The sequence below is a fragment of the Gardnerella sp. KA00243 genome, assembly GCF_049244105.1.
Classification (GTDB): Bacteria; Actinomycetota; Actinomycetes; order Actinomycetales; family Bifidobacteriaceae; genus Bifidobacterium; species Bifidobacterium leopoldii.
On sequence record NZ_CP058375.1, the window covers coordinates 136,264 to 150,072 of the forward strand.

Here is a 13,809-nt window from a genome sequence, read left to right on the forward strand (position 1 = left end):
ACATGATGAACACTATTTCAAACATGGTTGAGAAACGTAATAAGGCTTGGCAGGGTGCAAAAGCTTTCCTTGAGTCTAAACGTGACAAGGACGGGCTTATTTCAGAAGAAGACGCGAAAACCTATGATGAGATGGAAGCGAAAGTGAAAGCTTACAGTAAGGAAATTGAACGCTTGGAACAGATGGAAAAAATGGATAAGGAGCTTTCAAAACCAACATCTGAGGCGATTGTTGCAAAACCTATGAAAACAGGTGTGAACCTTGAAAAACAAGGTCGTGCGCGTGACGAGTATAAGCAGGCAATGCTTACAGCTCTTAGAAGTAATTTTAAACGAGTCGATAACGTGTTGCAGGAAGGCGTGGACGCTGACGGCGGGTATCTTGTGCCGGAAGAATACGATAATCGTCTGATTGAAACGTTGAAAGAAGAAAACATTATTCGCTCTCTTGCTACCACGATTACCACTAGTGGAGAGCATAAGATTAATGTTGCGATGAGTGATCCTGCAGCAGCTTGGATTGAAGAAGGCGCAAGCCTTAACTTTGGGGATTCCAAGTTCGCGCAAATCCTGCTTGACGCTCATAAGCTTCACGTTGCAGTAAAAGTTACTGAAGAACTCTTGCATGATAATGCGTTTAACCTCGAGAATCATCTTCTCACATCCTTCGGCATGGCGCTGGCTAACGCTGAGGAAGACGCTTTTCTTAACGGGGATGGCGTTGGAAAACCAACTGGTATTTTCAACAAGAAAGACGGCGGCACGTTCCTTAAAGAAACTACCAGTATTAAAACTGATGATCTGATTGATCTTATTCACGCTTTGAGGCGACCATACCGTAAAAACGCGAGTTTTATTATGAACGATAAAACAGTCGCGAGCATACGAAAACTTAAAGACAATAACGGCGCGTACGTTTGGCAGCCTTCATACCAGGATGATGAGCCGAACAGGATTCTCGGATACCCGGTATACACGTCTGCTTACGCGCCTGAAAACATGGTGGCTTTTGGCGACTACTCGTACTACAACATTGGCGACCGTGGTTCACGCTCGTTTAAAGAACTTACCGAACTTTTCGCTGGAAACGGCATGATAGGTTTCGTCGCTAAAGAGCGTGTAGACGGCAAACTCGTGCTTAAAGAAGCAGTACAGATTCTACCTGTTAAAACAAGCGTAGCAGCTTAAAAGACGGCTAAAAGTTAAGGAGGGGTGTTGATGATAGTTACAGTCGAGGAAGCAAAAAACTATCTTAGGGTGGATAGTAAAGAAGATGATGAGCTTATCAACACCCTTATTCATTCTGCTGAAAAACTCTGCCAGGGAGTAGCTCGTAAAAACGATACTAGTTTGATTAGTGAAAACTTTGACGAGTATCGGCTCGCAGTCTTATACGCTACAGGCTACTTGTATGAGCATCGGGAAGAAGCAGACCATCACGCGCTAACTCTCACCTTACGTTCGATGCTTTTTACTGTTAGAAAAACGGGGTTTTAAATGAGAATAAGTTTATTAAACGAGCGTATTGTGCTGCTTAAAAACAGTGTAGAGGTTGATGAGGTTGGTAATCATAAGATTAAGTGGAGTAAATATTACGAGTGTTACGCTACGGTGAGTGCTGAAAGCCCATCTGAGCAGACTAATGCAGGAAACGTGTGGGATGAGTCAAAAATAGATTTTACTATCCGATATTCGAAAGAAACCGCTGTAGTCTCATCGCTTGGTTACAGGATTGTTTTCCGTGATACGGTTTATGAGATTTTAGGTGTTGACCACATGAATTATAAGAAGAAAAGCCTGAAACTTCACTGTAAGAGGTGTAAAAAGTGAGCAAAGTAAGTATTGGAAGCCTCTCTAAAGAAGTTATTAGAGAGCTTAAAACTTACGCGAAAGTTACAACCGGGAAAGTAAAAGAAGCAGTAAAAAACGCTGGTAAAACAGCAAAAGAAGAAATTAACGTGACAGCTCCTAAACGAACTGGCGCGTATGCGAAAAGTTGGGCTGTTAAAACATTAAGCGAAACAGGCAGCAGGCTAGTTCTCGTAGTGCATTCTAGAAACAAGTATCAGCTTACACACTTGTTAGAGTACGGTCATGCTAAACGAGGAGGCGGACGCGTGGAAGCTAGAGCACACATTGCTGAGGCTGAAAGTAAAGCAGTACGAAGTTTTGAAAAAGAAATAGAGGAGGCGGTTAAAAATGGGTAATCTTTTAAACATTATGAGGGAGATAGGTTTTCCTTTCGCTTATCACCATTTTGCTGAGGGAGAATCACCTAATCCGCCTTTTCTCCTGTTTTTAACGCCTGCGAGCAGTAATTTTGCGGCAGACGGGAAAACGTATTTTAAAGCAAACGAAGTTCATATTGAACTATACGCGGACTATAAGAACCCCGTACTGGAAGAACAAGTTGAGGCCGTGCTTGATAGGCACGGCATTTTTTATAACAAAACAGAAGCGTTCATAGAGTCGGAACAGCTTTATGAAACACTCTACATTTTTGAAATGGAGGTAACAATAAATGGGAAACAAGGTTAAATACAATCTGAAAAACGTGTATGCGGCAAAACTTAAAAAAGATTCGAGTGGTTTCTCCTACGATGAGCCTAAGCCGATTCCGGGGGCGGTGAGTATAAGCCTTGAGGCTGAGGGTGAATCCTCACCGTTTTACGCTGACGGGATTGTTTACTTCAGGTCGACTGCTAACAACGGTTACAGTGGCGACTTGGAAATTGCTCTTATACCTGAATGGTTTAGGACGGAAATACTGAGAGAAGAACTAGATAAAAACGGTGTGCTGGTTGAGAACGCGAAGATTAGTGAAACAGAAAAATTCGCGCTCCTGTTTGAGTTTGATGGTGACGTGAACGCGATCAGACACGTTTTATATAACTGTTCAGCAACACGACCGTCTATTGAGTCAGAAACTAAGGAAGACACTATAGAACCGGGTACGGAAACTTTGTCGCTTACGGCTGATCCTAGAGAAGATGGTTTGGTGAAATCTCGCAGCGGTGACACTACTTCAAAAGAAACCTATGAGAACTGGTATAAGAGCGTGTATGTTCCGCAGGCTAACGCGGAAAACAAATAAGTTTTAAAGGGGTAAACGTGTTAGAAAAAACAGTAAAAGTAAATGGTAAAGACGTGAAGTTTCGTTCTTCCGCAACTATTCCAAGACTGTATCGTATTAAATTCAAGCGTGATATTTTCAAAGACCTGTCAAAATTAGAGCAGTCGTTTAAAATCAACGAGGGTGTTTTTGAAATAGCAGATCTTGAAATTTTTGAAAACGTGGCTTATATCATGGCTTATCACGCGGATAATACTATTCCAGCGAGTATTGATGAGTGGCTTGACGAGTTTGAAATGTTTTCTATCTACGAGATTCTTCCTGAAATTCTAGAACTTTGGGGAGCAAACTTGGAAACTGAAGTAAAATCTAAAAAAAATTTAAAACAACAACACGGCAAATGACAACCGCGTTGTTTCTTCTTAGATGCACAGAAATCGGGATTAGTATTTGCGAACTGGATCTTTTAACTATTGGCATGGTTTTAGACATGTGGACGGAGAAAGCAAACGATAGTGTGAAATACGATAAGCTCGCAAGCCAAGCAGAGTTTGATAAGTTCTAATTTAAAGACTTGAGTATTTTTGGTATGATAATGATAAATATAGTAATAAGCACAAAAAATGGGAAAATATATTTACATTAATATCAGATTGATGTAAAATGAAAAGATTTACGAAAGGAGTATGAATATGATTTATTCAAATGAAAGAAAACTATATTTAAGTGGTTGGCTAAAGAATAATGACAATACATCATATGAGGCCCCTTTAAAGTTGCAAAAATTTTTGCTGTTTTATGAAGCCTTTACGAAAGTATCTGGAGAAACACCTGATTTTAGTCATTTAAGAGGGTATAAAAAAGGTCCGGTATTTAGTAATGTTTGGGGAGATTATACTAAGGAAAGAGCAAGCTTTAATGTGGCGGCTCAGAATGCGTATGATAAAAATGTTGAAGCTATTAATGTTAAAAGGGCTGAAAAATGCGCTTTTATAGTTGGTACTATGACGGAAAAGGAATTATCTGATCTTACACATCAGATGAATCTTTGGAAATCAAAAGAAAATCGCATTGTGTCTGGTGAGTATCAAGTAGATTTAGATGAATCGGACTTCAATTATAATGATAAAAAACTGATCGATGCATTAGATGCAATGTATTCAACAAATATGGTAGAAAACTCAAAAATTATAAATTTAGATAAAAAATACTTTGTATTTTCAAAATCTGATTCGGAATTACTTACGGAGAAACATTTCGATATGATGCTTACTCTTGCGGAAAATGAAGAACTCCATAATCCAGTATTCGTCGATATTGACGAAGAAGGGAGGCTTCTGATTGATTAACGAAAAAGATGTTGTGAGGATGAAAGTGCCTTATCCGTCTATATCGGATGGGATGGCTGTGGCTTCACATATGTATATTTGTAATAAACATTCGGGTACAGTGTATGAGTATATTAAATGTCAAACACTAAAACCTTATATGCTTATTAGAAACCCAATGGTTCATTATCATGATGAGCAGCCAGATATATCTAGGAATCCATTTACGCGACCAACTAGAATAGATTGTGATAAGTTATTTCTGACAACTACAGTACATTATGATGATCGATTAAAAACATTAAATCGTCCAGATGTATGTGAGGATTTATTTAGATCTGTACGAGTAGAATTATTGAAAGACGGCTATACGAACATAAATATAAATGAAATAGAACTAAAGAACTTGAATAGATTGATTTACTGATAAATTAATCATGGAAGATTATTTCTAGCACTTACTAAATAGTAGGTGCTTTTTTCATGCCTATTTTTAGGAAGGAGGTGAAGTTATGGCAAACAGGATTAAAGGTATTACTGTTGAAATTGGTGGGGATACTACAGGCTTAGATAAGTCTTTACAACAGGTGAATTCGACTATTCGCTCAACCGAACAGTCGCTTCGTGATGTTAATAGGCTTTTGAAACTTGATCCGACTAGCACGCAGCTTTTAAGCCAAAAGCAGGCTTTTTTGCAGAAAGAAATCCAAGAAACGTCTAATAAGCTTAACGTTTTGAAACAGGCGGATAAGCAGGCTAAAGTACAGTTGGAAAACGGGGAGCTTGGCAGAGACAAGTATGATGCGTTGCAGCGTGAGATTGTTGAGACAGAAAATAATCTTGATAGTTTAAAAGAAAAATTAAAACAGGTAGGTAGTGTTAGTTTAACCAAGCTTAGTAGCCAGTTTGATAGTACGAGCAAAAAGATAAAGAAACTAGGAGATGGTATGTCATCTCTTGGTCAAAGTTTAAGCACGAAAGTTACGCTGCCGATTGCTGCTATTGGTACTGCTGGTTTTACTGCTGCAGCAGACTTACAGGATGCTATGGGGGCTACAGAGCAGATTTACGGTAAGTCTGCTAACAGAATGCTTAAATGGTCAGGAAGTTTGAAATCCTATTATGGTATTGCTCAAGGTCAAGCTTTAGAGTATGCGAATACTATGGGCGCGATGTTGAAAAATATTGGTGGGAAAAGTGATGCTGAAGCAGCTGAGATGAGTCAGAAGCTGGTTGCTCTTGCAGGCGACTTGTCTGCTATGTTTGGTGGCACAACCGAGTCTGCTGTTCTTGCTTTAACAGGCGCGCTTAAAGGTAATAATGCGATGCTTGACAATTATGGTATGGGTGTTAACGAGGCGACTATTAAAGCTAAAGCTCTTGCCATGGGTTTGCATGATGGTAGAGGCGCGATGAGCTTGCAAGCGAAACAGGCTGCTACTTTGGCTCTTATTATGGAGCAGACTGCTGACGCTCAAGGGCAGGCTGGGCGTGAAGCTGCGGGCGCTTCGGGTTCTATGAAGATTCTAAAAACAGAGTTGCAGAATATTGCTGCGACTATTGGTAATGTTTTACTTCCCGTCATAACACCATTAATGCAGAAAATATCAGCATGGCTTTCTAAATTTAAACAGCTTTCTCCAGAAAGCCAAAAACTTATAGTGACACTTGGGCTGATTGCTGCGGCAGTCGGCCCTTTTTTAGTGGTTCTTGGAACGTGTATTTCTAAAATAGGTGTTGCTATACAAGGGTTTTCTAAACTAGCTTTGTTTATAGGTAAAATGTTCGCAAGTTTTACTTCCGGCTCTAGTATTCTTGAAGGGTTAGGCGCTGTTTTAGGTGGAGTATCCGCGCCAATACTCGCGGTTGTTGCGGTTATTGGTGTTCTGGTAGCAGCTTTTGTAACCTTATGGAACACGAACGAAGAGTTTAGAAACAGTGTTATTGCTGTTTGGGAGAAAATTAAGGAAACTTTCACCGGTTTTGTTAATGGTGTTAAAGAAAAACTGTCAAGCCTTGGTATTGATTTTACGAGTATTGTTGAAGGGCTTAAAACAGTGTGGAATGGTTTGTGTGCTATTCTAGCTCCACTGTTTGAAGGCGCTTTAAATTTAAGTTTTACTAGTTTCAAAACCGTTCTTGATTTAATCACAGGCGTTTTAGACGTTTTTATAGGATTGTTTACCGGTAACTGGTCTCAGCTTTGGGATGGTGTAAAAGAAATTTTTACTGCTGTTTGGAACGCGGTTAAAAACACGTTCATGACAGTATTTAACACGTTAAAAAACGTTTTTAACGTGTTTTTGTCTTTCTTTGGCACTAGTTGGAACAAACTGTGGTCGAGTGTGAAAAACTTTTTCATGAATGTTTGGAATGGTATCGTATCGTTTTTCACTAACGTTTTAAACGGTATTAAAAACACTGCAACAAGTGTTTGGAATGGTATTAAAACTGCGATCATGAGCGTGGTAAACGGTATTAAAACAAGCATTTCAACAGTGTTTAATTCAGTAGCAAACATGGTTAAGTCTGTGTTTAACGGTATTAAAAACACGGTTGTGTCAGTTTGGAATGGTATTAAAAACGCGATCATTACTCCGATTGAAGCTGCGAAAAACAAGGTTAAAGCAGTAATCGACGCTATAACAGGGTTTTTCTCTGGCATAAAACTTAGTCTTCCTCATATTAAACTGCCTCATTTTAGTATTAAAGGACAATTCTCTCTTACGCCACCGTCTGTACCGTATCTTGCTATCGACTGGTATAAGAAAGCAATGAACAAGCCGATGCTGTTAAACGGGGCGACTATTTTCGGTGAGAAAAACGGGCGTATGCTTGGCGGCGGAGAGAAAGGCCCGGAAGTGATTATGGGGTTGAATAGTTTAGAAAACATGACTGTTGGAGCGAACACGCAAATGCTTAATGTTATGAACCAGATTCTAACGATTATGGACGCGTATTTCCCACAGTTTTCCAACCAGAGTATTGTGCTCGACACTGGTGAACTAGTGGGTGGTATTGCTAGCAGGATGGACAGTGAGCTTTTCAAACTTCAAACAAGAAAAACAAGGGGGTGGTAAAAGTGTATGGGATGCTAATAAACGGGTTGCATAGTTTTAACGATTTAGGGCTTGTTGCTACAAGCCGTCCACGCGTTCAACTTCCAGAACCTAAATTAGAGTATTTGCAAATACCAGGCAGGCAGGAAAGTATTGATATTAGTGAAAGTCTTGCCGGTGAAGTGTTATACGAGATGCGTGAAGGCTGTTTCGAATTCATTGTCGCAAACAAAAACAAGTGGAGTGAAACATGCCATAGTGTTAAAACGTTAATCCACGGCAAGAGTGTGAAACTGTCTCTTGATGATGAACCATTGTTCTACTATCAGGGTCGAGTGTGGGTTAGTGATTTTAAATCGGATAAAAACTATTCAACTCTCACACTCAACTATAAGCTGCAACCGTATAAGTATAGTGTAGATGATTCGGATGGGGTTCACACAATATGGGGTATGCAAGTAGATGATAAGCGTGAAATAACACTCGTTCACGATTTTGACATGACGCTGATTCCAGAATTTAACAACCTGTCGTCTAACAGTATGCTACTGGATTCTAATGGTAAAAAGTATGAGATTAAAACAGGTGTTAACTGTTTCCCACAGCTTCGTTCAAAAATAAGCATGAGTTTAACATTTGTTGGAAACGGGATGGTAAATATTTCCTATAAAAGGGGGTGGTTGTGAGTGTACAGGATCATGCTTGATGATAATACGATTTACTATCCAAATGATGACAAAGCGGTACTTGATGATATTACGTTAAACTTGGAGCTTAACACTGCAGGAACGTTAACGTTTACTTGCCCGAGTCAAAACCCTTGCTATGAGCTTATTAAAAACCGGAAATCAATAGTAAGCGTGTGGCGTGACGATGAGGAGATTTTCTTCGGCGAGGTTAGAGAGCAAGTAAAAGACTTGTATGGTAGTAAGAAAGTAACTTGCGTAGGGTTGTTAACTTATTTAGCGGATAGTATTCAACCTCAGAAAGAATATCATGATCAGAGTTCCTACCAGCTTTTAGAAAAACTTTTACAAGCTCATAACAGTCAGGTAGATGATTATAAGAAAATAAGAATTGGTTTCGTCACAGTATCTGACTCGAATGATTCACTCTACAGGTTTACTAATTTCGAGACAACGCTTGAAGCGATTATGGGTAAAATGGTTGAAAAGCTTGGCGGATATTTGCGGCTTAGGAAAGAAGACGGGAAACTTTACTTAGATTACCTACGTTTAGAAGAAATAGGTAAAGCTACAAGCCAGCATATTAGTTTCGGCTTGAACCTGCTTGAATACGCGGAAAACCTTTCAGCAGAGGATGTTACTACAGCGGTTATTCCTCTCGGCAAAGAGTTGGAAAACGAGAATGGTGAAAACGAGGTTCTTAAAAAGCATGTTGATATTACTTCAATAAACAATGGGAAAAACTATATAGTATCTCGTGAAGCGCAAAAAACATTCGGCTGGGTTTGTAAAGTTATTAATTTTAATAATGTGACAGTTCCAACTAATCTTATGCGCAAAGCTACTAAATGGTTACAGGATAACCAGTTTGAGCATGTAGAAATAAGCCTTAGCGCGGTTGACTTATCCGAGTTAGGTTTACATTATGCGACGATTGAGTGTGGGGATAGGGTTCGTTGTCTCGCTCCACAATTTGGCATGGACCGTGTGTTTCCTGTAGTAAAACAGACTATACCGATTCAAAAACCAGGCGAAGTTAGAATCGTGCTTGCGAGCAGGATTTCTAAAGGGTATGTGCAAAACGTGTCGTATGCTGTTCAAACGTTAAAAGAAGAAGCGGTTGAAACTAGAAAAATTGATAACGAGCGTGTTAAAGCTGCGATAGATAATATTAAAGCGCAAATGGGTAATTCTCAAAGCGGCTATAAGATAAGCGAATACGATAGTAAAGGCATGTGGGTTCGTGACCTTTACATGGATACGCCTGATAAGAACACTGCTACGAAAGTTTTACAGGTTAATATGAATGGTATTGCTGGAAGCCATAACGGTTTTTCAGGCCCTTACAGTACTGCGATGACTCTTGACGGCATGGTGTATGGTGACAGGATTATCGGGCATTCGATTGACGCGGAAAAACTTTCAGTTTCTTACACTTCGCAGGTAGAAAAGCAGATTAGTAAAGCAAAAAACGAGGCTATAAAAGACACTGGTAGGAGGCTTGAAAACTATTACACGATAAGTGAAATCAACACGAAACTGAATGTTACAGACGGTAAGATTGAGGCTGGTGTTGAAAGCGTTAACCATAGTCTTAAACAGAAAAACGGTAACTATTACGGTTCGTATACTCCAAGCCATTTTAACGCTCCTATGAGCTTGTGGCTGACTGATAGTGAAAAAATGCAGCATGTTGGTGATTTTTTCTACGACACGTCAACCGGCTACGCTTACAGGCTTATTGTTAAGCAGGAAAGTTTAGCCGTAAAATTTAATGAGAAGTCGCATACGGAATCAGCTTTTGACGATTTTGTAGACATTTTTTACAAGTATGAGGATAAAATTTACGCTATACCGGGTTTAACTGGTGAAAAAATTTCTGGTGCAACAGTGTTTGTTCCATCAGGCGAGTTTTGGCTACATTTTAGAACTAACTGGTCTCCGTTTGACAATTATGGTTTTAAGATTGATAGCATTAAAAAAGAGTATTCAGGAGAAATTTCAGGATACGTGTCTAAACTGCCTGAAGATATTAACATTATTGAGGTTGAAGGTGAAAATTATCCTGAGTCTGAACACCCGTATAAAGGTGGGACAAGCAAACTGTGGCATTACGTTTCAGCTGACAGTATAAGTAGTTTTAGAACGTTCGCTTGGGCAAGAGTTAAAGATAAAGACATTGAGGCTGCTAAATTCACGGCTGATAAGGCTATTTCTAAACTAACCATAGTAGAAGATTCCATATCTTCAATGGTTAAAAAAGGTGATTTTGGTAGTTTCATGCAGCAAAACTATAACAGTTTCCTTCTCGGGTTTAACCATTCGAGTAAATACGTGCAAATAACACCCGGGCAGATAGAGCTTTACGATGGTGAAGTTGATGAGGATCATAAAAGAGCTGTTTTTGATAAAAATGGGAACAACTTCTACCGTAACGGCGTGTATATTGGCTATGTTGGAACCGGCGAGTGGGAAGAAGATAATTCTCACAAGGGTCTAGTTTTTCATCTTACTAGCGACGGAAAGTATATGGCTTTCGCGCAGCGTAAATCAGCTGATGAAGAAACATACGCTACTATGCTGTGTTTTTCACGTTCACAAAGCATTTATAAAGAGTATGGTATTCACGCTGGATGCAACTTTTACATGCACGGTAACAAGATTATAGATCCTGTTTGGCAAGACGGTGCAGGAGTAGACGCGGATATTAACTATGTGCAGATTATTGAAATGAACCAGGATGGTAAAGCTGCAAAATGGGGTTCTAACGCTCACATGGTGTTTAAAAACGGGATACTCATGAAAGTTAAATACTATTAAAAAGCGCGGGTGGAAGCGTTAAGTAGCGTGAAGCGAACTTGAAAGAAAAATAAAGGGAGAATTTGTTATGGAAAAACTAATTATTCACACAAACAAAATAGTGGCTAATAAAGGCACGCGCTTAAAAGACGTGACAGAAAGTATTACGACACCTGTAGTTGATAATACGAAAATTTTATGCGAAATCAGCCACAAGCTGGATATTATTCTAAAAAAGATTGGAGGAGAGTAGTGGTAAAACCGACAATTAGCTACGCGGTAGCTGTGCAAAAATATAAGGCTGAGTTAAACGAAAAAATAGTCGAGTTGAATAAGCAAATACCAATACCTACTTACATGATAGAAGGCATTGTTGCAAGCGTATTATCTGATATGCGTTCGGCAGTGATCGCGGAAAACTCGATGGAATATGAAGCGTATGTGAAACAGTTAGAAGACTATTTTAACTCTAGAGAACGCGAACTTAACGACGAAATTTTGAAAATAAAAGCCGAAAAAACTGAAAAAGATGAAACGGCTGGGAAAAGTGTAAAAGATGGAATGGTTGAGGAAGGTGTAAAAGATGGTAAGGAGTAGTCATGTGTTGAAAAATAATATCAGTTGAAATACTGAAATGTTGAAATGCTAGGGCAGGTGTGGTTTAAACCATGCCTGCCCTTTTTTATTACTTTCTACTTTTTGTTTTTTGTTTTTATAAGAGTACTGGCAAATGTTAGGAAAACTTGTAAGGAGAATTATGAGAGGATTTTGGAATAGTGCTCAACTGGCTTTCACACTAGTAGGCGGCTGGCTGGGATACTTTTTAGGCGGGTGCGACGGGCTTATCCTCGCACTCGTTTTATTTGTAGTAACGGATTATATTACAGGCGTGATGTGTGCGGTCACGGATAAGAAACTGTCTAGCAGCATTGGTTTTAAGGGCATCTTTAGAAAGGTGCTCATTTTTATGCTTGTTGGCATAGCAAACATTATAGATTTTCATGTTTTGAAACAAGGAAGCGTGATGAGAACCGCAGTAATCTTCTTCTACCTATCTAACGAAGGATTATCTTTAACCGAAAACGCGGCTCACCTAGGGCTTCCCGTGCCTGAGAAATTAAAAAACGTTTTAGAACAATTACACGACAAGAACAGAAAGGACAATACTCATGAGTAAAAAAGGAATAGACGTATCAGAGTGGCAGGGTGACATTGATTTCAACGCTGTGAAAGCATCCGGCATTGAGTTTGTGATCATTCGAGCAGGATACGGTATCGGATGCAAAGACAAGTGGTTTGAACAGAACTATCGTAAAGCAAAAACATGCGGTCTTGATGTTGGAGCCTACTGGTATTCGTACGCAAACTCCAGTTCTGAGGCGGCTGAGGAAGCTCAAAGCTGCGTGAACATGCTTTCAGGTAAGAGTTTTGAGTACCCTGTTTACTTTGATTTGGAAGAAAAAAGCCAGCTTAACCGTGGGCGAGCTTTCTGCGATTCGCTGATTACCGGTTTTTGCAGCAAACTGGAAACTTACGGGTATTATGCAGGCTTTTACACCTCGCTTTCAACTGCTAATAATCTTGTGTCATCTCATGTTAGAAACCGTTACGCTTTGTGGATCGCACAGTGGAACACGCACTGCAATTATCAAGGTTCGTATGGTCTTTGGCAATACTCGTCAAGTGGCAGTGTGCCTGGAGTAGCCGGCAGAGTTGACATGGATTATGCTTACGTGGATTATCCGAGCATTATTAAAAACGCTGGCCTAAACGGGTGTAAAAACGGCGGCTCCAATCAAGCTGCGCGCACGTCAAGTATTGATGAGGTGGCGCGAGAAGTTATTAACGGCGCTTGGGGTAACGGAAATGAGCGTAAACAGCGTTTAACTTCAGCCGGATACGATTATGCGAGCGTGCAAAATAAGGTTAATGAGCTTCTCGGTGTTAAAGCTTATAGAAAGTCGGTTGATGAGATTGCCCGTGAAGTAATCCGAGGCGCTTGGGGTAACGGTAGCACGCGTAAACAGCGTCTAACTCAAGCCGGATACGATTATGATACGGTACAAAAACGAGTAAACGAACTCTTGTAAAACAGTTTGAAACATGTAAAGCCCGAGGCTTGTTCCTACATTGGAGCAATCCTCGGGCTTTTTTATTTTTAAGGTTAAATTATCAAGTCAAGAGGTTAAAAAACACTGTTTTTTCTTTGCCTGTGATGTAAGGAGGCACAGGCAAATGAATATAAAAGAAAAACAGCAAGTAATGAAACTTCGTAGTGAAGGCTTGGGCTATACGAAAATAGCTAAACAGTTAAATCTTTCAGTTGATACGGTTAAAAGCTACTGTAAGCGCAACAATCTTGGCGGCGTAAATGTTGGCAATAGCGTTCAATTATGTGATTTATGCGCTAAGCCTGTTAAACAGAATGCTGGTCGTAAAGTTAAACGTTTCTGCTCTGACGCGTGTAGAAACACGTGGTGGAACAAGCATACACAGTTGGTAAAAAGACAGGCAAACTATGAGTGTGTCTGTTGTAACTGTGGTGAAAGTTTTACATCCTACGGTAATAAGACTCGAAAATACTGCTGCCACGCCTGCTATATAGAGCATCGTTTTGGAGGTGAGCATCATGCAGATAAGTAATGATGCTCACGGGCTAAGGGATGTTAAAGCTAGAGCTTGGACAAAAGAGAGTATGCAGGCGGATTTTCGTTTTGAAATAGCCGAAAAACTTACCGTTTCACTCTTTAAAAAAGGGCTTATCAGCGAGCAAGAAAAAGAAAAAATAAGCCGTCTTAACAGGGAAAAATTTCACCCGTTTTACAAGGAATTATTGGGTTAAAAGCTTGATAAACACTGCTTTTA

At 39.8% G+C, this 13,809-nt stretch carries 17 protein-coding genes; all 17 read left to right on the top strand.

The genetic code is table 11. The features are described from left to right. Positions 1-2: 2 nt before the first annotated feature. The 17 genes from HXT50_RS00575 (at position 3) to HXT50_RS00655 (ending at position 13,786) form a co-directional block, all read left to right on the top strand. Positions 3-1,187, top strand: a complete 1,185-nt coding sequence (locus tag HXT50_RS00575) for a phage major capsid protein (RefSeq protein WP_016815966.1) — start codon at positions 3-5, stop codon at positions 1,185-1,187. A 30-nt stretch (positions 1,188-1,217) separates the two neighbouring features. Then, on the top strand, positions 1,218-1,496 hold the full coding sequence (locus HXT50_RS00580; protein ID WP_016815967.1) for a head-tail connector protein: 279 nt from the start codon (positions 1,218-1,220) through the stop codon (positions 1,494-1,496). Next, on the top strand, positions 1,497-1,829 hold the full coding sequence (locus HXT50_RS00585) for a phage head closure protein (protein WP_016815968.1): 333 nt from the start codon (positions 1,497-1,499) through the stop codon (positions 1,827-1,829). Then, positions 1,826-2,206, top strand: a complete 381-nt coding sequence (locus HXT50_RS00590) for an HK97 gp10 family phage protein (RefSeq protein WP_016815970.1) — start codon at positions 1,826-1,828, stop codon at positions 2,204-2,206. Before HXT50_RS00585 ends, HXT50_RS00590 begins: the two co-directional genes overlap by 4 nt. After that, entirely contained in the window at positions 2,199-2,537 is a 339-nt protein-coding gene (locus tag HXT50_RS00595; RefSeq protein ID WP_116691949.1) for a hypothetical protein, read from the top strand. The genes HXT50_RS00590 and HXT50_RS00595 overlap by 8 nt, the downstream gene beginning before the upstream one ends. Next, positions 2,521-3,093 carry a major tail protein gene (locus HXT50_RS00600; RefSeq protein ID WP_076002849.1) on the top strand — a complete coding sequence of 191 codons (573 nt, stop codon included), beginning with the start codon at positions 2,521-2,523 and terminating at the stop codon, positions 3,091-3,093. The genes HXT50_RS00595 and HXT50_RS00600 overlap by 17 nt, the downstream gene beginning before the upstream one ends. A gap of 17 nt (positions 3,094-3,110) precedes the next feature. Next, complete coding sequence (locus HXT50_RS00605) at positions 3,111-3,476, top strand: hypothetical protein (protein ID WP_076002850.1); 366 nt, start codon at positions 3,111-3,113, stop codon at positions 3,474-3,476. A gap of 288 nt (positions 3,477-3,764) precedes the next feature. Then, positions 3,765-4,421 carry a hypothetical protein gene (locus HXT50_RS00610; RefSeq protein ID WP_421776885.1) on the top strand — a complete coding sequence of 219 codons (657 nt, stop codon included), beginning with the start codon at positions 3,765-3,767 and terminating at the stop codon, positions 4,419-4,421. A gap of 491 nt (positions 4,422-4,912) precedes the next feature. Next, complete coding sequence (locus HXT50_RS00615; protein WP_421776886.1) at positions 4,913-7,480, top strand: hypothetical protein; 2,568 nt, start codon at positions 4,913-4,915, stop codon at positions 7,478-7,480. A gap of 11 nt (positions 7,481-7,491) precedes the next feature. Next, complete coding sequence (locus tag HXT50_RS00620; RefSeq protein WP_421776887.1) at positions 7,492-8,145, top strand: hypothetical protein; 654 nt, start codon at positions 7,492-7,494, stop codon at positions 8,143-8,145. Positions 8,146-8,157: 12 nt separating this feature from the next. After that, the gene (locus HXT50_RS00625) at positions 8,158-10,965 is read left to right on the top strand and encodes a phage tail spike protein (RefSeq protein ID WP_421777136.1); all 2,808 of its coding nucleotides are present in this window, start codon (positions 8,158-8,160) and stop codon (positions 10,963-10,965) included. A 67-nt stretch (positions 10,966-11,032) separates the two neighbouring features. Continuing rightward, positions 11,033-11,197, top strand: a complete 165-nt coding sequence (locus HXT50_RS00630; protein ID WP_019260890.1) for a hypothetical protein — start codon at positions 11,033-11,035, stop codon at positions 11,195-11,197. Next, positions 11,197-11,541 carry a toxin gene (locus tag HXT50_RS00635; RefSeq protein WP_421776888.1) on the top strand — a complete coding sequence of 115 codons (345 nt, stop codon included), beginning with the start codon at positions 11,197-11,199 and terminating at the stop codon, positions 11,539-11,541. The genes HXT50_RS00630 and HXT50_RS00635 overlap by 1 nt, the downstream gene beginning before the upstream one ends. Before the next feature lie 160 nt (positions 11,542-11,701). Then, positions 11,702-12,121, top strand: coding sequence for a phage holin family protein (locus tag HXT50_RS00640; protein ID WP_103014086.1), 420 nt, complete (start codon positions 11,702-11,704; stop codon positions 12,119-12,121). After that, the gene (locus HXT50_RS00645) at positions 12,114-13,034 is read left to right on the top strand and encodes a GH25 family lysozyme (protein WP_421776889.1); all 921 of its coding nucleotides are present in this window, start codon (positions 12,114-12,116) and stop codon (positions 13,032-13,034) included. The genes HXT50_RS00640 and HXT50_RS00645 overlap by 8 nt, the downstream gene beginning before the upstream one ends. Positions 13,035-13,179: 145 nt before the next feature. Next, entirely contained in the window at positions 13,180-13,587 is a 408-nt protein-coding gene (locus tag HXT50_RS00650; protein WP_421776890.1) for a LuxR C-terminal-related transcriptional regulator, read from the top strand. Then, on the top strand, positions 13,574-13,786 hold the full coding sequence (locus HXT50_RS00655) for an SHOCT domain-containing protein (protein ID WP_421776891.1): 213 nt from the start codon (positions 13,574-13,576) through the stop codon (positions 13,784-13,786). Before HXT50_RS00650 ends, HXT50_RS00655 begins: the two co-directional genes overlap by 14 nt. The last annotated feature ends 23 nt before the right edge of the window (positions 13,787-13,809 follow it).

Bases quoted from the DNA above. Each gene is read 5' to 3' on its own strand.
- HXT50_RS00650 (WP_421776890.1), top strand. From the start codon at position 13,180: ATGAATATAAAAGAAAAACAGCAAGTAATGAAACTTCGTAGTGAAGGC.
- HXT50_RS00600 (WP_076002849.1), top strand. From the start codon at position 2,521: ATGGGAAACAAGGTTAAATACAATCTGAAAAACGTGTATGCGGCAAAA.
- HXT50_RS00645 (WP_421776889.1), top strand. From the start codon at position 12,114: ATGAGTAAAAAAGGAATAGACGTATCAGAGTGGCAGGGTGACATTGAT.
- HXT50_RS00595 (WP_116691949.1), top strand. From the start codon at position 2,199: ATGGGTAATCTTTTAAACATTATGAGGGAGATAGGTTTTCCTTTCGCT.
- HXT50_RS00620 (WP_421776887.1), top strand. From the start codon at position 7,492: ATGCTAATAAACGGGTTGCATAGTTTTAACGATTTAGGGCTTGTTGCT.
- HXT50_RS00615 (WP_421776886.1), top strand. From the start codon at position 4,913: ATGGCAAACAGGATTAAAGGTATTACTGTTGAAATTGGTGGGGATACT.
- HXT50_RS00655 (WP_421776891.1), top strand. From the start codon at position 13,574: ATGCAGATAAGTAATGATGCTCACGGGCTAAGGGATGTTAAAGCTAGA.
- HXT50_RS00630 (WP_019260890.1), top strand. From the start codon at position 11,033: ATGGAAAAACTAATTATTCACACAAACAAAATAGTGGCTAATAAAGGC.
- HXT50_RS00585 (WP_016815968.1), top strand. From the start codon at position 1,497: ATGAGAATAAGTTTATTAAACGAGCGTATTGTGCTGCTTAAAAACAGT.
- HXT50_RS00575 (WP_016815966.1), top strand. From the start codon at position 3: ATGATGAACACTATTTCAAACATGGTTGAGAAACGTAATAAGGCTTGG.
- HXT50_RS00580 (WP_016815967.1), top strand. From the start codon at position 1,218: ATGATAGTTACAGTCGAGGAAGCAAAAAACTATCTTAGGGTGGATAGT.
- HXT50_RS00640 (WP_103014086.1), top strand. From the start codon at position 11,702: ATGAGAGGATTTTGGAATAGTGCTCAACTGGCTTTCACACTAGTAGGC.
- HXT50_RS00625 (WP_421777136.1), top strand. From the start codon at position 8,158: ATGCTTGATGATAATACGATTTACTATCCAAATGATGACAAAGCGGTA.
- HXT50_RS00610 (WP_421776885.1), top strand. From the start codon at position 3,765: ATGATTTATTCAAATGAAAGAAAACTATATTTAAGTGGTTGGCTAAAG.